Below are 20,220 nucleotides of genomic sequence, written 5' to 3'. Positions count from 1 at the left end.
TTTTAATGCCGGTCTTTTTAGGTGAACCGGCTATTGGGTGTGTAACTCGTTCAAGCTATTGCAAACGTTTGCCGTAGGAAAATTCCCAACAAAAGGCTGCACGTTTGCCGGAGAGCCAATTTGGCCCCCCGCCATCCGGTTATTTTCTTATGGGTTAATGCTGACGCCCGAGAACACGTTGCGGCCGAAGGGGCTGACTTTGAACCCTTCGACTTTGGCGCTTAACGGCTGGTTGACCGTCGAGTGGGCGACTGGCGTGATCGGCACCTGCTGCTTGAGCAGTTGCTGCGCCTGTTTGTACAGAACAGTCCTTTGTTCGCGGTCGGTCACGACCTTGGCTTGCTTGATCAGCTTGTCGTACGCCGGGTCACACCACATGGAGTAGTTGTTCCCGCCGATGGCGTCGCAGCTATACAGAGTGCCCAGCCAGTTGTCCGGGTCACCGTTGTCACCGGTCCAGCCGATCAGGCTGATATCGTGCTCACCGTTCTTGGTGCGCTTGATGTACTCGCCCCACTCGTAGCTGACGATCTTGACCTTGAGGCCGATCTTGGCCCAGTCGCTTTGCAGCATCTCGGCCATCAGCTTGGCGTTGGGGTTGTACGGCCGTTGCACCGGCATCGCCCACAGGGTGATCTCGGTCCCTTCCTTGACGCCGGCAGCCTTGAGCAACTCTTTGGCTTTTTCCGGGTTGTAGGCGGCGTCCTTGATGGTCTCGTCGTAGGACCACTGCGTCGGTGGCATGGCGTTGACGGCCAGTTGCCCGGCGCCCTGGTACACCGCATTGAGGATGCTTTGCTTGTTCACCGCCATGTCCAGCGCTTGACGCACTTCGAGCTGGTCGAAGGGTTTGTGGCGCACGTTGTAGGCGATATAGCCAAGGTTGAAACCCGGCTTGGTCAGCAGTTGCAGGTTCGGGTCAGCCTTGAGGGCGTCGACGTCGGCCGGGCGCGGATGCAGGGTCACCTGGCACTCGCCGGCCTTGAGCTTCTGCACCCGCACCGACGCGTCGGTGTTGATGGCGAAGATCAGTTGATCCAGTTTGACCCGGCTCGGGTCCCAGTACTGTTTGTTACCCACATAACGGATCTGCGAGTCTTTTTGATAGCGCTGGAACACGTACGGGCCCGTGCCGATGGGCTTCTGGTTGATATCGCTGGGTTTGCCGTCTTTCAGTAACTGTTCGGCGTACTCGGCCGACAGAATCGAGGCAAAGCTCATGGCGATGTTTTGTACGAACGCGGCGTCGACCGTGTTCAACGTCATCACCACGGTGTGCGGGTCGGTTTTCTCGACCTTGGCAATGTTCTTGTTCAGGCTCATCCCGTTGAAGTACGGAAACTCGGTAGGGTAGGCCTTGCGAAACGGGTGGTCGGGGTCAAGCATGCGGTTGAAGGTGAACAGCACGTCGTCGGCATTGAAGTCCCGCGTCGGCTTGAATTCCTTGTTGCTGTGGAATTTCACCCCTTCACGCAGGTGAAAGGTATAGGTCAGGCCGTCTTCGGAAATATCCCACTTGGTTGCCAGCCCAGGCACCACATTGGTCGCGCCTTTTTCGAACTCAACCAGGCGGTTGTACAGCGGCTCGGCCGCATCGTTGTCCGTGGCGGTGGTGTACTGCGCGGTGTCAAACCCGGCCGGGCTGCCTTCTGAGCAGAACACCAGGCTCTTCTTGTCGGCGGCTTGGCCCATCGTGGCCACAGCCAGCAGGCTGGTGCCAAAAATTGCGGATAGAACAGTGGTATGGCGCATGACGATCCCGATCCTTGTTTGTTGTTGTCATCAGCGAGCAATCACCCTGGCGTTCAGCCAGGGAGACATCACTGATCCCACACACAGCAAGTGCCTTTCCGTTATTGGTGCTTCTGCTGTCCTACGACGGTATGGGCCGCGGACTTCGCAGTAAATGCGCCAAAATGGATTGACCTTGTAGGTAACGGGGTTCTACGTCGCGGCTCATTGCTGTAAGACGCAACGAGTTCTGTCGTGGTCCGTTTCCTACGGTCTAGGCGGATGCAATAACGGCGACGTTATGAAACGTCGCCGTTACTAATCCTTACTTGCCGCTTACGCCCACGCCGTAGAAGGAGTTCAAGCCAAACGGGCTGATCTTGAAGTCCTGCACGGTGTTGCGCATGGGTTGATACACCGTCGAGTGCGCGATAGGTGTCATCGGGACTGCATCTTTGAGGATATGTTGCGCCTGCTTGTACAGCTCGGTGCGTTTGGCGACATCCGATGTAGCCTTGGCTTCTTTCACGATGCCGTCGAATTTCTTGTCACACCATTTGGAGAAGTTGTTACCGCCCAGCGAGTCGCAGCCGAACAGCACGTTCAGCCAGTTGTCCGGGTCACCATTGTCGCCGCTCCAGCCAATGATCATGGCCTGGTTTTCGCCGCCTTTGGAACGCTTGATGTACTCGCCCCACTCGTAGCTGACGATGTTGACCTTCAGGCCGATCTGTTTCCAGTCGTTCTGCAGCATCTCGGCCATCAGCTTGGCGTTCGGGTTGTATGGACGTTGAACCGGCATGGCCCACAGGGTGATCTCGGTGCCTTCTTTAACGCCAGCTTCCTTGAGCAACTCCTTGGCCTTGGCCACGTCGTGCGGTGCATCTTTGATGGTGGTGTCGTAGGACCACTGTGTTGGCGGCATGGCGTTGACGGCCAGTTGGCCCGCGCCCTGGTAGACGGAGTCGATGATCTGCTGCTTGTTCACCGAAATGTCCAAGGCTTCACGTACGCGCAGGTCGGACAGCGGGTTAGGCGCGGTCTGGCCTTTGATAACTGGCATGACGTTGTAAGCGATATAGCCCAGGTTGAAACCGGCCTGGTGCGGCATTTTCAGGTCCTTGTCTTCGCTCAGCGCCTTCAGGTCGGCCGGGCGTGGGAACAAGGTGATTTGGCATTCGTTTTTCTTGAGTTTCTGGATACGTACCGATGGGTCAGTCGTGATCGCGAAGATCAGGTTGTCGATCTTGACGTCTTCAGGTTTCCAGTAGTCTTTGTTGCCGGTGTAACGGATGTTCGAGTCTTTCTGGTAGCTCTTGAACACGAACGGGCCAGTGCCGATTGGCTTCTGGTTGATGTCGGTCGCTTTACCTTCTTTCAACAGCTGGGCGGCGTATTCGGCCGACTGGATCGAAGCAAAGCTCATCGCCATGTTCTGGATGAACGCCGCGTCCACGGTGCCAAGGGTGAACTTGACGGTGTGGTCATCGACTTTCTCGATGTTCTTGATGTTGGTGTCCATCCCCATGTCCGTGAAGTACGGGAACTCGGTAGGGGCGGCTTTGCGGAACGGATCGTCCTTGTTGATCATGCGGTTGAACGTGAACAGCACGTCATCAGCATTGAAGGTACGGGTCGGTTTGAAGTACGAAGTGGTGTGGAACTTCACGCCGTCGCGCAGATGGAAGGTGTACGTCAGGCCATCGGGGGACACGTCCCAGCTAGTGGCCAGCCCAGGAACTACAGCGGTGCCGCCGCGTTCAAACTGGGTCAGACGGTTGAACATGGTTTCGGCCGAGGCATCGAAGTCTGTTCCGGTGGTGTACTGGGCTGCGTCGAAACCGGCCGGGCTCCCTTCGGAGCAAAACACCAGGTTAGTCGCCGCATGGGCGAACGGAGCTGCGGCCATAAGGCCAGCACTCACTAAAAGCGGAAGGACTGCGTGTTTAAGCATGTTGGCCTCATGATTTGTTGTCATTTTTGGTGGTGAGGGCGACCTCGTGAGTCGGCCTGCGGATACTTATGCAGGGGCCATACCCATTGCAAGATGCTGAACCGTTGCAAGCAGCAAAGTGTGGTACGAACGTACAGGAATGTCGCATTTATGAAAGTTTGTACATAAATGCATATATATAGAGGGTTTTTTCGGTGCATTCGGCGCACCAAAAAAGCCCAATCGAGGCGTCTGGCGCACTCGGTTGGGGCGTTGCTGTTACTTATCTAGACTGACACCGTAGAACGGCGTTAGGCCAAACGGACTGATCTTGAAGTCCTGCACTTCTTTTCGAATCGGCTGGAAAACCGTCGAGTTTGCAATAGGCGTTATAGGTACTTGTTCCTTAAGGATTTTCTGCGCCTGTTGATACCACTTGATGCGCTGCTCGCGGTCGCTGCTGAGCTTGGCCTGCTGCACAAGTTTGTCGTAGGCCGGGTTACACCATTTTGCATAATTGCTGCCCTTGACCGCAGCACAACTGTAGAGCACGCCGAGCCAGTTATCCGGGTCGCCGTTGTCGCCGGTCCAGCCATAAATCATCGCGTCGTGCTCGCCATTTTTGGCGCGTTTGATATATTCGCCCCATTCGTAGCTGACTATATTGGCCTTGATACCCACCTTCTCCCAATCCTGCTGGATCATCTGAGCCGACATTCGCGCATTGGGGTTGGAGGCGCGCTGCACGGTCATCGCCCACAAGTTGATGGTGGTACCGGGTGCAACCCCTGCTTCTTTTAGTAGCGCCCGAGCCTTGGTCGGGTCGTAGGGCGCGTCCTTGATATTCGGGTCATAAGACCACTGCGCGGGAGGCAGCGCGTTCTGCGCCAATTGACCGGCGCTTTGGTAAACGGCCTTGATGATTGCGGGCTTGTCGATGGCCATGTCGAGGGCCTGGCGCACCTTGAGTTGGTCCAGCGGTGGGTGGGTCACGTTGTAAGCCAGGAAGCCCAGGTTGAAACCGGCTTGTTGCAGCACCCGCAGGTTCGGGTCCTGCTTCATCACGTCAATGTCGGCCGGCCGTGGGTAACCGCTGACCTGGCATTCGCCGGCCTTGAGTTTTTGCATACGCGAGGCCGCGTCCGGGGTGATCGCGAACACCAGGTTGTCGAGCTTCACATCCTCGGGCTTCCAATACTGTTTATTGGCGACGTAGCGAATCTGCGAGTCCTTCTGGTAGCGCTTGAACACAAACGGCCCGGTGCCCACCGGTTTTTGGTTGATGTCCTCCGCCTTGCCTTCTTTGAGCAACTGAGCCGCATATTCGGCCGATTGCACCGAGGCAAAGCTCATGGCCAGGTTCTGCACAAACGCGGCATCGACATTGTTCAGGCTGAAACGCACGGTGTGCTCGTCGAGTTTGTCGACGCTTTTGATCGTGGTGTTCAAACCCATGTCGGTGAAGTACGGCGACTCGGACGGGTAAGCCTTGCGGAATGGGCTCTCGGCGTCCAAAAGCCGGTTGAAGGTGAACAGCACATCATCCGCGTTGAAGTCACGGGTAGGGGTGAAGTACTCGGTGGTGTGGAACTTGACGCCATCGCGCAGATGGAAAGTGTAGGTCAGGCCGTCTTTGGAGACATCCCAGCGTGTTGCCAGGCCAGGTTCAACCTCGGTGCCGCCACGCTTGAACTGGGTCAGGCGATTGAATACGGTTTCGGCGGAGGCATCAAAGTCGGTGCCGCTGGTGTACTGGCTGGGGTCGAAGCCGGCGGGGCTGGCTTCGGAGCAGTAGACCAGGGTGCTGGCGGCGTGAGCCATGGGCATACAGGCCAGGAGGCTGGCGGCGAGTAGCAGTGGTTTAAACGCGATTCTTTCCATGGAGTCCCCTGAAGTGGCTGGCAGCCAAAAATTGCCCAAACGAAAACGGCGGTCACCGAGGTTACCGCCGTTCAGTAAGGGCAGATAGAGGTGAGTACTGATCAGTCCAGTACAGCCGTGATCTCTATACGGGTAGGCGCTGAGGGGTTGATGACATAACCGTCGCCGTCAATTTCATTGCTGGTGTCTATAGTGATTGTTCTTGACGCTTTTACATTTACATCAGTCAGTGTTTCAAGTTCCCCATTACTTTCGTCTAGTCGGGTAAGTATAAAGTCAGATTTCCCTGTGACGGTGGCCGTTTTTCCTTCTCCCGCATACTCGATAATGTAGTGGGGGTCTCGACCGCTACCAAATACTGTGCCGTTGAAACGAGATGTTCGAAACTCATCGGGGGCAGCACCGAGCAACCATTGATTGGCAACTTCAGAAATTCGGGCTCTTAACGCGGCATCTGGTATAGCGATCTCAAACTTTTCAATGTTTTCTTGTATGACGCTGTTGAGTTCGGCAGTTGACAACGTGGCGCCTTTTTGCTGTTGAAGCAACCGGACCTGTTCGGGGATGTTGATTTCCAGTGTGATGCCCTCTGGCGTGTTCACTGTGAACCGGCTGCGGTTTATATCTCTAATAAATTGCTCACTGTATTCACTCGTCCCGAACGTTGATTTTCCAGCTGTCGGGTGTGGTGTGGCGTGGGCTGGGTTCTCGTCAGCTGTCCAGGAAACCTGCGGTACGGTCTCACCGTTATCGTTAATAGCAACACCATAGGTATAGGCGTGCTCCTCACCATTGAGGTATTGATCCAGCGTCGTAGAGCCTCGCATTTTTGTCCCGTCTAATTCCAGAAACTGATCCGACATCAACGGGGTCTTGGGTTCGATACTTGGGGTGGGTGATTCGGGGCGTTGCCATGGCCACCTTCCGCCACCCGTTAACACGTCTTTCTTCCACACGCCTGCCTCATCAGGGTTGGCAATAATGCCACTGCTCACCAATTTTGTTGGGTCGCTCGGATCTTTCACTCGCAACAAGTAAGCCGTGCCGTTCCAGGCATCGGGTTTATCCGCGACGAAATACGTTTTGCCCCTGAACTCTATTTCCTGCATCCCCGGGAAGGATGCGGCGGTCTTCGTCGGAGGGGTTACAGCTGTGCTCGCAGGTTTGGTGGCGTTTGTGTCAGCCTTGTTCGAAGTTTCTGGCGCTCGCACGAACTCAAAATCGCGCGTCTGCTCATTGTATTTCCAGCTGTACGGCCGCGGCGTCGAGGCGCGGGTAGCGATTGCAGGCTCACCCAGCCCCGCCTCTGCCACAGAGGGTGCAAGTTCGTGCGCCAGTTGCAGGCCCGATATGACTGCAGCGGCCGTGCCGCCCACACGATCGTCGGCGGTCATGCCATAAATGGAGTCATGGACACCGAAGTAAATATTGCCCGCGTTGCCAAGGATGGGCACGTAGCCGAACGTGCGCCCCCACAATTCTTTGGCTTCCTTCCACGTTTGCTGCGAGGCGCCAAATACCTCGGTTTGATCGGCCCACTTTGCGTTGTTGGCGTTGAGCTCTTGATAATCTGCAGCAATGCCGGATTTCAGATCTCCGAACTTTAAATGGTAACTTTGTGTTCGAGATTGAGTGTAATTAAATGTCTCCTTTACGGGGACCTGTTTATCACTGAGGAAGTTATGACGTCCTGGGTAATGAGCATGATTACCCTCAATAATGTTTTCGAGTACATTGCCTGCGGCTGGCCAATGAGCATCTTTTCCGCCTTGCTTGTCCCGGGCGTTAAAGCTGGCCCGCAATGCCTCACGATTATTACCGGCCCAGCGGGCAAAATCATCATCCCCGCCTATTTCATTGACCGTACCGTTCTTCAAGTCAATCATCAGGCCTTGATTGGGTCGGGTGTCATAGTTGCCGTGATAATTGACGTAAGGGATGAACGCGTACCCGGCCATTGGATAGCCGTATATGTTTGGGATGAGCACGTTCCCTTTCTTGTCCAGCGTGCGGTCAACGGCTATTTGACCTTCAGGCGTTAGCGTTTTATAGATATCTTTATCATTGCGCAGGCCTTGCAAGATGCCCTTCACAACATAGGCATCGGCTTTCCCCGAGCGCTTTGCCAATGCGCCTGACTCGTCGCGCAAGGGCTTGGCTATGTCATCTTTCCAGTGATCTTGAAGCTTCGCACCCAGCGCTTCCAGATCGTTGATCTTGCTGCGGTCCTGGGGCTGGATTTCCATGGTTTGGAAGTTGAGCAGGCCGCCTTCCGCTGGTCTATCGTGCTTCAGGGCACCCGCGGCAATTTCCCAGGCAAAATAGGTGCGTGTCTCGGTGTTGGTCTTGACTTCCGGTTTCCATTTCCCCACGTAAGCGTTGAATGTCACGGTGATTTTTTCATGTGGGTCTAACCCAGCGGCCAATAACCCACCGCTGAAGTAGCCGGCAGGCTCCAGAAACTGGCGAGTCTTCTGGAACCTGATATTGCTTTCGCATTCCTCGCCGCTTTCTATGTGCTTGATTTGCGTTACGACCCGACCGGCATAAGCGTCGATCCGCTGTAGGCGCTCCTGTAGCGTGTAACTTGCTGTGGGCGGGGAAACGCCGACCGCCCCATAAATGACGCCCTTGGCGAAATCCAGTTCATGGTTGGGGGTTGGAGCCGAGCTCGGTTTTTGTCCCAGGCCTGAGGCTTTATCTTCTGAAAGGGGCGGCATGCCCGACGGTGTATTTTCTACTGTCGGCGCAGTGTCAATGGCTCGAGTCGGGCGGCTGTGTTGAGCGGGCGTTGTAATAGGCGGCGGTAGCAGAGGCGAGAGTGTATTCATTATCGGGTCGCTTTATTGATCATTAATTAACGATGTTTTCTGGGCGCGAAACAGTACGGCTGGCAGTGCGTGCACCGCGCCAGTACGCCATGTCATGATTTTTACGAGGGGCTGATCAGTGTTCTCTTGACACTGATTAAGTCACGTTTGCGAGTGTGTGATTTACATAAGCCAAAGGATAAAATTAATTTTGTTGGTCTATCTTTTGTACAGAACTTACTTGCTAAACTTTTGAAGTGTCCGCATGGCGTTACTTATCACTGCGTGGCTAAAAGCGCGCGCAAGGTTCCACGTTATGCGTGTGCTCTGTACAAAAAAAGCGCTCATAAGGAGCGGCCTACAGCCACGGGGAAAAACTTAACGCTCGTGGTATTGGAAACCAAGGTATAAAAAAACGGCGCAAGCCCTCAGGGCTGCGCCGTTTGTTTGGAGTCGATAAGCTTACTGCAGGACTTCAATCACGCCATCAGCACTCATGTTCACCTGGCTGGTGCCGGCTTCAACTTCCGGCGTCGGTGCCGAATCCGCCATGGCCGCTTTCATCATCATCCCGCCGTTTCGGGCGTAAGGCATCGGGTAGCCATTGGTGTTGAAGTTCAGATTGACGATCTTGTAACCCTTGCCACCTAACGCATCAGTTGCGAGCTGGGCACGGGCCTTGAACGCGGCAACCGCATCCTTGAGCAACGCATCTTCGCTGGCCTTGCGCGTGGTGTCGGCGATGGCGAAGTCCATGTTTTCCATTTTCAGCGTGCTCAGCAGCTCGCCGGTGAGCTTGGACAGCGCCGGGAAGTCAGCGCTTTCCAGGCGCAGTTCAGCGCGTTCACGCCAGCCGGTGATCTTCTGGTTCTTGTTGTCGTAGATCGGGTAGCTGTTGCGGCTGCCCTGACGCAGGGTCACGCCTTTGACTTCACGAGCCTCGCCCAGCGCCTTGTTCATCGTTGTGGTGATTTCAGCGGCAAGCTTGGCCGGGTCGGCGTTTTGCGATTCGGTGTAGAGGGTGACGATCATCTTGTCGCGGGCAACTTCCTGGCTGACCTCGGCGCGCAGGGAAATCTGGTTGTAATTCAGCGCATCGGCGGCCATGGCGGGAAGGCTGGCCAGGGCGCTGGCGCTGAGGGTCAGAACGGCTGCACTGCGAGTGAAACGAGACATGGAAGCTCCTTGAGATAGTCGTGTTCGGTATGACTGTAGACGGTGATGTCGGGTTCTTCGGGTTTACACATTCGCTACAAGTTGTCGGGTGCCGACGAACGGTCATTTGCTCGGCCTGCGTCAAAGAGCCACACACGCCATGCCAGGCGGCCTGCTTCGTTTATACTCCTGCCGATCCGCCTGCAGCGCTCACCGGGAGAGCTCATGCTCGCCGCCGTAAAACTGACTTCCGCCACACGCCAGAACCTCTGGCGCCTGACGTTCATTCGCACCCTGGTACTGGCCGCACAGGCCGGCTCCGTCGGGCTCGCGTATTGGTTCGACCTGCTGCCGTTGCCGTGGCTGCAACTGGCCGTGACCCTCGGCTTCTCGATCGTGCTGTGTGTGTTTACGGCTATCCGCCTGCGCACCACGTGGCCGGTGACTGAGCTGGAATACGCCCTGCAATTGGCCTGCGACCTGTTTATCCACAGTGTGTTGCTGTATTTCTCCGGTGGTTCCACCAACCCGTTTGTTTCTTATTACCTGGTGCCACTGACCATCGCCGCCGTGACCTTGCCGTGGCGCTACTCGGTGGTGCTGTCGGGTATTGCCCTGACCCTGTACACCTTGTTGTTGGCTCAGTTTTATCCATTGCAGACCTTCCCCATTGCGCGGGAAAACCTGCAGATCTACGGGATGTGGTTGAGTTTTGCGCTGTCCGCCGCCGTTATCACCTTCTTCGCCGCGCGCATGGCCGAAGAACTGCGCCGCCAGGAAGAATTGCGCGCGATTCGTCGCGAAGAAGGCCTGCGCGACCAGCAATTGCTGGCCGTCGCCACTCAGGCGGCTGGCGCCGCCCATGAATTGGGCACGCCGCTGGCAACCATGAGCGTGCTGCTTAATGAGATGGTCCAGGACCATCACGACCCAGCCCTGCAGGATGACCTGAGCGTGCTGCAGGAACAGGTCAAACAGTGCAAGCAGACGCTGCAGCAACTGGTGCGTGCCGCCGAAGCCAACCGGCGCCTGGCCGTCGAGATGCAGGACGTGACCCAGTGGCTCGATGAAGCCCTGAACCGCTGGCACCTGATGCGTCCCGAAGCCAGTTACCGTTTTAACCTGCTGGGCCAGGGCAGCGTGCCACGCATGGCGCCACCCCCGGACCTGACCCAGGCGCTGCTCAACCTGCTGAACAATGCCGCTGACGCCTGCCCCGAAGGCCTGGGCGTGCAGCTGGACTGGGACGCGGAACACGTGACCATCAGCATTCGTGACCACGGCGCGGGCGTGCCGCTGGCCATTGCCGAGCAGATCGGCAAACCGTTCTTTACCACCAAGGGCAAAGGCTTCGGCCTCGGCCTGTTTTTGAGCAAGGCCAGCGTGACCCGCGCGGGCGGCTCAGTGAAGCTCTATAGTCATGAGGAAGGTGGCACGCTCACCGAGCTGCGCCTGCCCCGTGTCGCACGAGGAGATATCGATGAGTGACGAGATCCAAGTCGAAGGCGAAGAACTGCCGCACCTGTTGCTGGTAGATGACGACGCCACCTTTACCCGTGTCATGGCGCGCGCGATGAGCCGTCGTGGTTTCCGTGTCAGCACCGCCGGTTCCGCCGAAGAAGGCCTGAGCATCGCCCAGGCTGACTTGCCGGACTACGCCGCGCTCGACCTGAAAATGGACGGCGACTCCGGCCTGGTGTTGCTGCCCAAGCTGCTGGAACTCGACCCGGAAATGCGCGTGGTGATCCTCACCGGTTATTCCAGCATCGCCACCGCCGTCGAGGCCATCAAACGCGGTGCCTGCAACTACCTGTGCAAGCCGGCGGACGCCGACGACGTACTGGCTGCCTTGCTCTCCGAACACGCCGACCTCGACACCCTGGTGCCGGAAAACCCGATGTCGGTGGACCGTCTGCAGTGGGAACACATCCAGCGCGTGCTGACCGAGCATGAAGGCAATATCTCCGCCACTGCCCGTGCCCTGGGCATGCACCGTCGCACCCTGCAACGCAAGCTGCAGAAACGCCCGGTACGGCGCTGAACAAAGTCTGAACAATCCGCTTCAGGCAGCACGGCGCGCTGAACCGATCGTCTATGATCGGTTCAAACGCCTGTCACATTTTCTTACAGAGCCTGAACGATGAATCAGAACGCTGAGTATTCCGCGGTCAACGACGCGGTGCGTGGGCAATTCTTCCGCCGAACCTGGGCGATGATCACGCCGTATTGGCGCAGTGAAGAGAAGGGCAAGGCCTGGTTGTTGCTGGGTGCGGTGATTGGCTTGTCGCTGTTCAGCGTGGCGATCTCCGTATGGATCAACCACTGGTACAAGGATTTCTACAACGCGCTGGAGAAGAAGGACACTGCCGCTTTCTGGCAGTTGATCGGCTATTTCGGCGGGATCGCCGCCGTCGCGATTCTCGGCGCGGTTTATCGTCTGTACCTGACCCAAATGCTGACGATTCGCTGGCGTGCCTGGCTCACCGAAAAGCATTTCGCGCGCTGGCTTGCCGACAAGAACTACTACCAGCTGGAGCAGGGCGGTTACACCGATAACCCGGACCAGCGGATTTCCGAAGACCTTAACAACTTCACCTCCAGCACCTTGAGCCTGGGGTTAGGCCTGCTGCGCAACGTGGTGAGCCTGGTGTCGTTTTCGATCATTCTGTGGGGGGTATCGGGCAGCATTGAGGTGTTTGGCTTCACCATTCCCGGCTACATGTTCTGGTGCGCCTTGGTCTATGCGGGTGTCGGTAGCTGGTTGACCCACCTGATCGGCCGTCGATTGATCGGCTTGAGCAACCAACAACAACGCTTCGAAGCGGACCTGCGTTTTTCCATGGTGCGGGTGCGTGAGAATGCCGAGAGCATTGCCCTGTACAACGGCGAGCCGAATGAAAACCAGCGCTTGAGTGCTCGCTTCGGCAAGGTTTGGCACAACTTCTGGGACATCATGAAAGTGTCCAAGCGCCTGACCTTCTTTACTGCCGGCTACGGCCAGATTGCGATCATCTTTCCGTTTATCGTCGCCGCACCACGCTACTTCACCGGCAAGATCGAGCTGGGCGAGCTGATGCAGATCAACTCGGCGTTCGGCAACGTGCAAGAGAACTTCAGCTGGTTTATCAACGCGTATGCGGAGCTGGCTTCATGGCGCGCGACCAGTGATCGTCTGCTCAGCTTCCGCCAGGCCATGAGCGACAACGAGCAACGTGCTCCGGCCATTGATGTGCGCTCCGAGGGGCAGAGTCTGGTCGTGCAGGAGCTGGGCATGGACCTGGCCGACGGTCGCCATTTGCTCACCGACGCCGACATGACCGTAGAGCCGGGCCAGCGGGTGATGCTCAGTGGGCGTTCCGGCAGTGGTAAAAGTACGCTGCTGCGTGCAATGGGCGACTTGTGGCCTGCAGGGCACGGCAGTATTCGCCTGCCGGCGGCGCGTTACCTGTTCCTGCCGCAGAAACCCTACCTGCCGATTGGGACCTTGAAAGCTGCATTGAGTTATCCACAGGACGACGGCGTGTATCCGGCGCAACGTTATGCACAGGTCCTGGAAACCTGCCGCTTGCCGCACCTTGTCAGCCGTCTGGATGAAGCTAACCACTGGCAACGTATGCTCTCACCCGGTGAGCAGCAGCGCCTGGCCTTTGCCCGCGCCTTGTTGTTCGCGCCGCAATGGCTGTACATGGACGAAGCCACCTCGGCCATGGACGAAGAGGATGAGGCGAACTTGTACCAGGCGTTGATCGATGAACTGCCGGGGCTGAGCATCGTCAGCGTCGGCCATCGCAGCAGCCTCAAGCGTTTTCATGGGCGGCATGTGCGGATCGAGGCTGGGCTGTTGCAGGAGCAACCCGTGTCCTGAGGTCACACTCGATCAAAATGTGGGAGCGGGCTTGCTCGCGAATGCGGTCTGTCAGTTGCAGTTGTGTTGACTGATCCACCGCTTTCGCGAGCAAGCCCGCTCCCACACTGGATCGTCATTGTGCTGGAGAGTGAAGCCCACAAAAAAGCCCGGTTGATCATCGATCAGCCGGGCTTTTTTAAGGCTTGAAAATGACTTACTTCTTCAAGCCGTAGTGCTCATCCAGCATGCCTGGGGCGTTTGGCGTTTTTGGCGCGTAGTCCCGTGGTGGCTCCTGGTTTTCCCGCGGAGGGGTCAGGCGTTCCCGTGGGGTTTGCGGTGCATCGGAATGCAACGCAGCCAGCAGACGCTGGCGGGTGATGTCGTCGAGGGCCAGGCGGTTAGCGCCATCGGCGAGGTGATCCTGTACTTCCTGGTAGCTCTGGGTGAGCTTCTTGACCAGGGTCGCGGTGCTGTTGAAGTGGGTAACAACCTCGTTCTGATAACTGTCAAAACGTTCCTGAATGTCATCCAACTGACGCTGCGTGCGGTTAGGCGCGGCATTCGGCAGCAGGCGGGCAACCAGGAATCCAATGGCGACACCGGCGACCAAGGCGAGAGTCGGCAACAACCAAACTAAGAGCGAGTGTTCCACGAGTCCTTCCTCTATAAACGGCTTTGCTTTACGTTAACGGCTCGGACCTGCGCTGTATACCGCGATTAAGCTCGCAATCATGCCATGCACAGACTTTTAGCTAGACGAGTCGACCCTTTGAGAGGTCACGGAGTTCATTCCTTGCTCATGCGTGAACCCCCCGTTTTGATCGATGGCCCGGTTGGCCAATTGGAAGCCCTGTACCTTGATCACCCCGAGCCACGTGGCCTGGCGCTGATCTGCCACCCTAACCCGGTGCAGGGTGGGACCATGCTCAATAAAGTCGTATCGACCCTGCAACGCACTGCGCGCGATGCCGGTTTGATTACTTTACGTTTTAATTACCGGGGTGTCGGTGCCAGCGCCGGGACCCACGATATGGCCACCGGTGAAGTCGACGATGCCGAAGCCTGCGCCAACTGGCTGCGTGAAAAACACCCCGACCTGCCGCTGACACTGCTGGGCTTCTCGTTCGGCGGTTATGTGGCGGCCAGCCTCGGCGGGCGTCTGGAAGCCAGGGGCGAAAAGCTCGCGCACCTGTTCATGGTCGCCGCTGCCGTGATGCGCCTGCGCGATACCGACGTGCTGCCCCAAGGCTGCCCATTGACCCTGATCCAGCCGGAAACCGACGAAGTGGTCGACCCGCAGCTGGTCTACGACTGGTCGGCTGCCTTGAAACGCCCCCATGAGCTGCTGAAAGTGGCAGAATGCGGGCACTTTTTTCATGGCAAGCTCACCGATCTCAAGGATCTGGTGCTGCCGCGCCTCTCGAATTGATAGCAGTCTGATAAGCGATTACCCATGACGACTCGTACCCGTATCCTCACCGGCATCACCACCACCGGCACGCCGCACCTGGGCAACTACGCCGGTGCGATCCGTCCGGCGATCCTCGCCAGCCAGGACGCCAATGCCGATTCCTTCTACTTCCTGGCCGACTACCATGCCCTGATCAAATGCGATGACCCGCAGCGCATCCAGCGCTCGCGTATGGAAATTGCCGCGACCTGGCTGGCCGGTGGCCTGGATGTGAACCGGGTGACCTTCTACCGCCAGTCCGACATCCCGGAAATCCCCGAACTGACCTGGCTGCTGACCTGTGTTGCCGCCAAGGGCCTGCTCAACCGTGCCCACGCCTACAAGGCGTCGGTGGACAAGAACGTCGAAAGCGGCGAAGACCCGGATGCGGGTATTACCATGGGCTTGTACAGCTACCCGGTGCTGATGGCGGCGGACATCCTGATGTTCAACGCGCACAAGGTGCCGGTCGGCCGTGACCAGATCCAGCACGTGGAAATGGCCCGCGACATCGGCCAGCGTTTCAACCACCTGTTCGGCAACGGTAAAGAATTCTTCACCATGCCCGAGGCCTTGATCGAAGAAAGCGTCGCCACCTTGCCGGGCCTCGACGGCCGCAAGATGTCCAAGAGCTACGACAACACCATCCCGTTGTTCACCAGCGCCAAGGACATGAAAGACGCGATCTCGCGGATCGTCACCGACTCCCGCGCGCCCGGCGAAGCCAAGGACCCGGACAATTCGCACCTGTTCACCTTGTTCCAGGCGTTTGCCACCAAGGCCGAGGAAGCGGAATTGCGCAACGCGCTGCTCGAAGGCCTGGGCTGGGGCGAGGCGAAGAACCGTCTGTTCCAACTGCTGGACAATCAATTGGGCGAGGCGCGCGAGCGTTATCACCAGTTGATGTCGCGCCCTTCGGATATGGAAGACCTGCTGCTGATCGGCGCCAAGAAGGCCCGTGCCGTGGCGGCGCCGTTCCTGGCCGAGCTGCGTGAGGCGGTGGGCCTGCGTTCATTCGTCAATCAGGTTGCCGCGCCGGTTGCGGCCAAGAAGAAAGCCTCCAAAGCTGCACGCTTCGTAAGCTTTCGCGAAGACGATGGCAGTTTCCGCTTCCGCCTGTTGGCCGCCGACGGCGAGCAACTGCTGCTGTCGCGCAATTTTGCCGACGGCAAAGCGGCTGGCGCGGTGACCAAGCAATTGCAAAGCGGCGACGCAGTGGACGTGCGTACTGAAGCCCTGAGCTTCAGCGTATGGCTGGACGGCGCTGCGGTGGCCGACAGCGCCGAGTTCGCCGACGAACCGTCGCGCGATGCTGCCATCGCCGCTCTGCGCGTTGCGTTGACCCCCATCGAGGATTAACCCGACCAAGGGTTGATTGCCATTATCCAGGGCCGTCGTTACAGTGACGGCCCGTTTTTGTTGCCTTGCTAACGAAATTATGACGCCCCTAGAACGATATCAAGCTGATCTGAAACGCCCTGAATTCTTCCATGACGCGGCCCAGGAAACGGCGGTGCGTCATTTGCAGCGCCTGTACGACGACCTGGTCGCGGCCTCGCAAAGCAAGCCAGGGATGTTCAGCAAGCTGTTTGGCAAGAAAGACCACACGCCGGTCAAAGGCCTGTATTTCTGGGGTGGCGTGGGCCGGGGCAAGACGTACCTGGTCGATACCTTCTTCGAAGCGCTGCCGTTCAAGGAAAAGGTGCGTACGCACTTTCACCGCTTCATGAAGCGTGTGCACGAGGAAATGAAGACCCTGCCGGGTGAGAAAAACCCGCTGACTATCATCGCCAAGCGTTTCTCCGACGAAGCGCGGGTGATCTGCTTCGATGAATTCTTCGTTTCCGACATCACCGACGCCATGATCCTCGGCACGCTGATGGAAGAATTGTTCAAGAACGGCGTGACCCTGGTCGCCACCTCGAACATCGTGCCTGACGGCTTGTACAAGGACGGCCTGCAACGTGCGCGCTTCCTGCCGGCCATCGCGCTGATCAAGCAGAACACCGAGATCGTCAACGTCGACAGCGGCGTGGACTACCGCCTGCGTCACCTTGAGCAAGCGGAGCTGTTCCACTTCCCGCTGAACGAAGCGGCGCACGACAGCCTGAAAAAAAGCTTCCGCGCGCTCACGCCGGAATGCACCCAGGCGGTGGAAAACGACAAGCTGATGATCGAGAACCGCGAAATCATTGCGTTGCGCACCTGCGACGACGTGGCCTGGTTCGAATTCCGCCAACTGTGCGACGGCCCGCGCAGCCAGAACGATTACATCGAGCTGGGCAAGATCTTCCACGCGGTGATCCTCAGCGGCGTGGAGCAGATGAGTGTCACCACTGACGACATCGCGCGCCGGTTTATCAACATGGTCGACGAATTCTACGACCGTAACGTCAAGCTGATCATCTCGGCCGAAGTCGAACTCAAGGACCTCTACACCGGCGGTCGCTTGAACTTCGAATTCCAGCGCACGCTGAGCCGCTTGCTGGAAATGCAATCCCACGAGTTCCTGTCGCGTGGGCATAAGCCGTAAGTGATGTGATCCAGATAAAAGGCCCGCTGCGATTGCGGGCCTTTTACATTTTTGGTGCGGGTTAAAAAGTGATCTGGTCTGCTTCGGGCGGCGGTGGTAGCACGAGGAACTTGGATTTGCCCTCCATCTGGTAGATCGCGCCGTCCGAACCCCTAATTAATGGTCCCTTCCCCCCCTCTTCCTCATCATCCTTCTTCTTCTTTTTCTCCTCCAGAATTTCAGTCAACGATTTAATCTGATTTTCGTTTGATGGACTTGCGCCTGTCACGTCCAGCTGTATAGCCGGGCTGAAAGAGCTGCTTCCTATGGATGACATGATTGAGTCTCCGTCCTGGTTTGAGCGACATGGATGTTGAAAACGCTCCCTGTGATCCGGAACGCGGTCCGGCAGATATAAGCGATTTTTACCTTGCTTAAAATGCCAGATACCCAGGGCGCAGCGGGTCGGCTTCGTCCTGTCTAGCTGTAGGAATTGGAGGTCTTGCGGGCAGGTATTGCTTAAGGCCTTGGTAAGGCTGCATAAGGCTTTCAGTTCGACCCTGCACCATTGCGGTATGACAGGGTCGCTTGCATCGTCAGGTGCCGTACCTACGCGGCTTGCTGAAATTGCTGCCGGTATTGGTTTGGCGACAACTCCGTGTGTTGACGAAACAGCCGCGCAAAGAAGCTCGCATCGTCGTAACCCACCTCATAGCTGATGGTCTTGATGCTCTTGCGGCTTGCCGAGAGCAGGCCTTTGGCCGTCTCGATACGCAGCCGTTGCAGGTAATGCAGCGGCTTATCGCCGGTGGCGGTCTGGAAACGGCGCATGAAGTTGCGGATGCTCATGCCGTGTTCCCGGGCGACGTCTTCGAAGCGGAACTTGTCGGCGAAATGCTCTTCGAGCCAGTGCTGGATCTGCAGGATGATCACGTCCTGGTGCAGCTTCTGCCCACCAAAGCCGATACGCCCAGGTGCGTAGCTGCGTTGCACTTCGTAGAGGATATCGCGGGCCACGGCCTGGGCGATGTTGGCGCCGCAGAAACGTTCGATCAGGTAGATGTAGAGGTCGCACGCCGAGGTGGTGCCGCCGGCGCAATACAGGTTGTCGGCGTCGGTGAGGTGCTTGTCCTGGTTGAGCTGCACCTGGGGGAAGCGCTCGCTGAAGGCATTGAAGAAACGCCAGTAGGTGGTCGCTTCCTTGCCATCGAGCAGGCCGGCTTCGGCCAGCCAGAACACGCCGGTGGCTTCGCCGCACAGCACCGCGCCGCGGGCGTGTTGCTCGCGCAGCCAGGGCAGCACTTGGGGGTAACGGCTGCACAGCGCGTCGAAGTCGTCCCAGAAGGCCGGCAACACGATGATGTCGGCGTTTTCCAGGCCGCCGTCCACCGGCATGATCACATCGCTGAAGCTGCGTACCGATTGCCCGTCGGGGCTGACCAGGCGCGTTTCAAACGCTGGGGTCAGGCCCAGGCCTTGTTGTTTGCCATACCGCAGGCTGGCGAGATGGAAGAAATCCTTGGCTTGCATGAGGGTGGAAGCGAATACCCGATCAATGGCCAAAATGCTGACGCGCCGCAGGGGCGTGGAGATTTGGTTAGACATAATTTCATTTATTCTTATAGGGGAAAGTGGTCACCAGACGGCTGGATCGTCTTATTTTTTGTCGCATGTGTCCAGTGTCCCGTGACGCCTTCGCGGCATAGTCTCTGTGGGCTCGTCCTTGTCCGACAATCCACGCAGGTGACCCATGATCCCCAGAACCTTGTTCAGCTCGGAGCACGAACTCTTCCGCGAGAGCGTGCGCACCTTCCTCGAAAAACACGCCGCGCCGTTCCATGCGCAGTGGGAGAAACAGGGCTACATCGACCGTAGCCTGTGGAGCAAGGCGGGGGAGGCGGGGATGCTGTGTTCTCATCTGCCGGAGGCATATGGCGGCCTGGGTGCGGACTTTCTCTACAGCGCCGTGGTGATTGAGGAAATCAGCCGGCTGGGGCTGACCGGCATTGGTTTTTCCCTGCATTCGGACATCGTGGCGCCCTACATCCTGCATTACGGCAGTGAAGCGCTGAAGCACAAGTACCTGCCACAATTGATCTCCGGCGAGAGGGTCACGGCCATCGCCATGACTGAGCCTGGGGCGGGTTCCGATCTGCAAGGCGTGAAGACCACGGCGGTATTGGACGGCGATGAGTATGTGATCAACGGTTCCAAGACCTTTATCACCAACGGCTTTCTCGCTGAGCTGGTGATCGTCGTGGCCAAGACCGACCCCAAGGCCGGTGCCAAGGGCATCAGCCTGTTTCTGGTGGAGGCTGATACGCCGGGCTTCGACAAGGGCAAGCGCCTGGAGAAGGTGGGCATGAAGGCCCAGGACACCTCGGAGCTGTTTTTTCAGGACGTGCGTGTGCCCAAGGAAAACCTGTTGGGCCAGGCCGGCATGGGCTTCGCTTATTTGATGCAGGAGTTGCCCCAGGAGCGCCTGACCGTGGCGATTGGCGCGCTGTCGTCAGCCGAGGCGGCGCTGCAATGGACATTGGAATACACCCGTGAGCGCAAGGCGTTCGGCAAGGCTATTGCCGACTTCCAGAACACCCGGTTCAAACTGGCGGAGATGGCCACCGAGATTCAGATCGGCCGCGTGTTTGTGGATAAATGCATGGCGTTGCATCTGGACGGCAAGCTCGATGTGCCCACGGCGGCGATGGCCAAGTATTGGGCCACGGACCTGCAATGCAAGGTGCTCGACGAGTGCGTGCAACTGCACGGTGGTTACGGCTTTATGTGGGAATACCCGATTGCCCGGGCCTGGGCTGATGCGCGGGTGCAGCGGATTTATGCGGGGACCAACGAGATCATGAAGGAGATTATCGCGCGGGCGCTTTGATGCTTTTGCAGGGC

At 57.7% G+C, this 20,220-nt stretch carries 15 protein-coding genes; 7 read left to right on the top strand and 8 right to left on the bottom strand.

Annotation, left to right across the window (positions count from 1 at the left end; translation table 11 throughout):
- Positions 1-147: 147 nt before the first annotated feature.
- From JFT85_RS11710 to JFT85_RS11690, 5 genes are all read right to left on the bottom strand, one after another.
- Positions 148-1,692 carry an ABC transporter substrate-binding protein gene (locus JFT85_RS11710; RefSeq protein ID WP_392397283.1) on the bottom strand — a complete coding sequence of 515 codons (1,545 nt, stop codon included), beginning with the start codon at positions 1,690-1,692 and terminating at the stop codon, positions 148-150.
- Between the two features lie 364 nt (positions 1,693-2,056).
- Positions 2,057-3,685 carry an ABC transporter substrate-binding protein gene (locus JFT85_RS11705; protein WP_053254376.1) on the bottom strand — a complete coding sequence of 543 codons (1,629 nt, stop codon included), beginning with the start codon at positions 3,683-3,685 and terminating at the stop codon, positions 2,057-2,059.
- Positions 3,686-3,943: 258 nt separating this feature from the next.
- A complete protein-coding gene (locus tag JFT85_RS11700) occupies positions 3,944-5,545 on the bottom strand; it encodes an ABC transporter substrate-binding protein (RefSeq protein WP_201229878.1) in 1,602 nt (533 codons plus the stop codon).
- A 101-nt stretch (positions 5,546-5,646) separates the two neighbouring features.
- Positions 5,647-8,376 (bottom strand): hypothetical protein, encoded by a 2,730-nt coding sequence (locus tag JFT85_RS11695; RefSeq protein ID WP_242486530.1) that lies wholly within the window; start codon positions 8,374-8,376, stop codon positions 5,647-5,649.
- Positions 8,377-8,817: 441 nt separating this feature from the next.
- Positions 8,818-9,531: an SIMPL domain-containing protein gene (locus tag JFT85_RS11690; protein ID WP_069553192.1), complete on the bottom strand. Its 714-nt coding sequence runs from the start codon at positions 9,529-9,531 to the stop codon at positions 8,818-8,820.
- Positions 9,532-9,735: 204 nt separating this feature from the next.
- On the opposite strand from JFT85_RS11690, the gene JFT85_RS11685 reads away from it, so the two are divergent.
- The 3 genes from JFT85_RS11685 (at position 9,736) to JFT85_RS11675 (ending at position 13,375) form a co-directional block, all read left to right on the top strand.
- Positions 9,736-10,998: an ATP-binding protein gene (locus tag JFT85_RS11685; protein ID WP_053254380.1), complete on the top strand. Its 1,263-nt coding sequence runs from the start codon at positions 9,736-9,738 to the stop codon at positions 10,996-10,998.
- Positions 10,991-11,551 carry a response regulator transcription factor gene (locus JFT85_RS11680; protein WP_004372278.1) on the top strand — a complete coding sequence of 187 codons (561 nt, stop codon included), beginning with the start codon at positions 10,991-10,993 and terminating at the stop codon, positions 11,549-11,551. The genes JFT85_RS11685 and JFT85_RS11680 overlap by 8 nt, the downstream gene beginning before the upstream one ends.
- Before the next feature lie 99 nt (positions 11,552-11,650).
- On the top strand, positions 11,651-13,375 hold the full coding sequence (locus tag JFT85_RS11675) for an ABC transporter ATP-binding protein/permease (protein ID WP_078827738.1): 1,725 nt from the start codon (positions 11,651-11,653) through the stop codon (positions 13,373-13,375).
- Between the two features lie 196 nt (positions 13,376-13,571).
- On the opposite strand, the gene JFT85_RS11670 is transcribed toward JFT85_RS11675, so the two are convergent.
- On the bottom strand, positions 13,572-14,009 hold the full coding sequence (locus JFT85_RS11670; RefSeq protein ID WP_003171734.1) for a YhcB family protein: 438 nt from the start codon (positions 14,007-14,009) through the stop codon (positions 13,572-13,574).
- A 147-nt stretch (positions 14,010-14,156) separates the two neighbouring features.
- Between JFT85_RS11670 and JFT85_RS11665 the strand changes: the two genes are divergently transcribed.
- The 3 genes from JFT85_RS11665 (at position 14,157) to zapE (ending at position 17,340) form a co-directional block, all read left to right on the top strand.
- Positions 14,157-14,786, top strand: a complete 630-nt coding sequence (locus tag JFT85_RS11665; RefSeq protein WP_201229876.1) for an alpha/beta hydrolase — start codon at positions 14,157-14,159, stop codon at positions 14,784-14,786.
- Positions 14,787-14,810: 24 nt separating this feature from the next.
- Positions 14,811-16,166 carry a tryptophan--tRNA ligase gene (locus JFT85_RS11660; RefSeq protein WP_069553194.1) on the top strand — a complete coding sequence of 452 codons (1,356 nt, stop codon included), beginning with the start codon at positions 14,811-14,813 and terminating at the stop codon, positions 16,164-16,166.
- 79 nt (positions 16,167-16,245) lie between these two features.
- Positions 16,246-17,340 (top strand): cell division protein ZapE, encoded by a 1,095-nt coding sequence (gene zapE, locus JFT85_RS11655; protein ID WP_053254384.1) that lies wholly within the window; start codon positions 16,246-16,248, stop codon positions 17,338-17,340.
- A gap of 61 nt (positions 17,341-17,401) precedes the next feature.
- On the opposite strand, the gene JFT85_RS11650 is transcribed toward zapE, so the two are convergent.
- Together JFT85_RS11650 and JFT85_RS11645 are read right to left on the bottom strand one after the other, a co-directional pair.
- The gene (locus JFT85_RS11650; RefSeq protein ID WP_201229874.1) at positions 17,402-17,656 is read right to left on the bottom strand and encodes a hypothetical protein; all 255 of its coding nucleotides are present in this window, start codon (positions 17,654-17,656) and stop codon (positions 17,402-17,404) included.
- 272 nt (positions 17,657-17,928) lie between these two features.
- The gene (locus tag JFT85_RS11645; RefSeq protein WP_169875909.1) at positions 17,929-18,849 is read right to left on the bottom strand and encodes a GlxA family transcriptional regulator; all 921 of its coding nucleotides are present in this window, start codon (positions 18,847-18,849) and stop codon (positions 17,929-17,931) included.
- A gap of 220 nt (positions 18,850-19,069) precedes the next feature.
- On the opposite strand from JFT85_RS11645, the gene JFT85_RS11640 reads away from it, so the two are divergent.
- Positions 19,070-20,206, top strand: a complete 1,137-nt coding sequence (locus JFT85_RS11640; RefSeq protein ID WP_053254387.1) for an acyl-CoA dehydrogenase family protein — start codon at positions 19,070-19,072, stop codon at positions 20,204-20,206.
- The last annotated feature ends 14 nt before the right edge of the window (positions 20,207-20,220 follow it).

It is taken from the genome of Pseudomonas sp. TH04 (assembly GCF_016651355.1).
Taxonomy (GTDB): domain Bacteria; phylum Pseudomonadota; class Gammaproteobacteria; order Pseudomonadales; family Pseudomonadaceae; genus Aquipseudomonas; species Aquipseudomonas fluorescens.
Note: the sequence above shows the minus strand (reverse complement) of the source record. Positions and strands in the feature narration are given on the sequence as shown.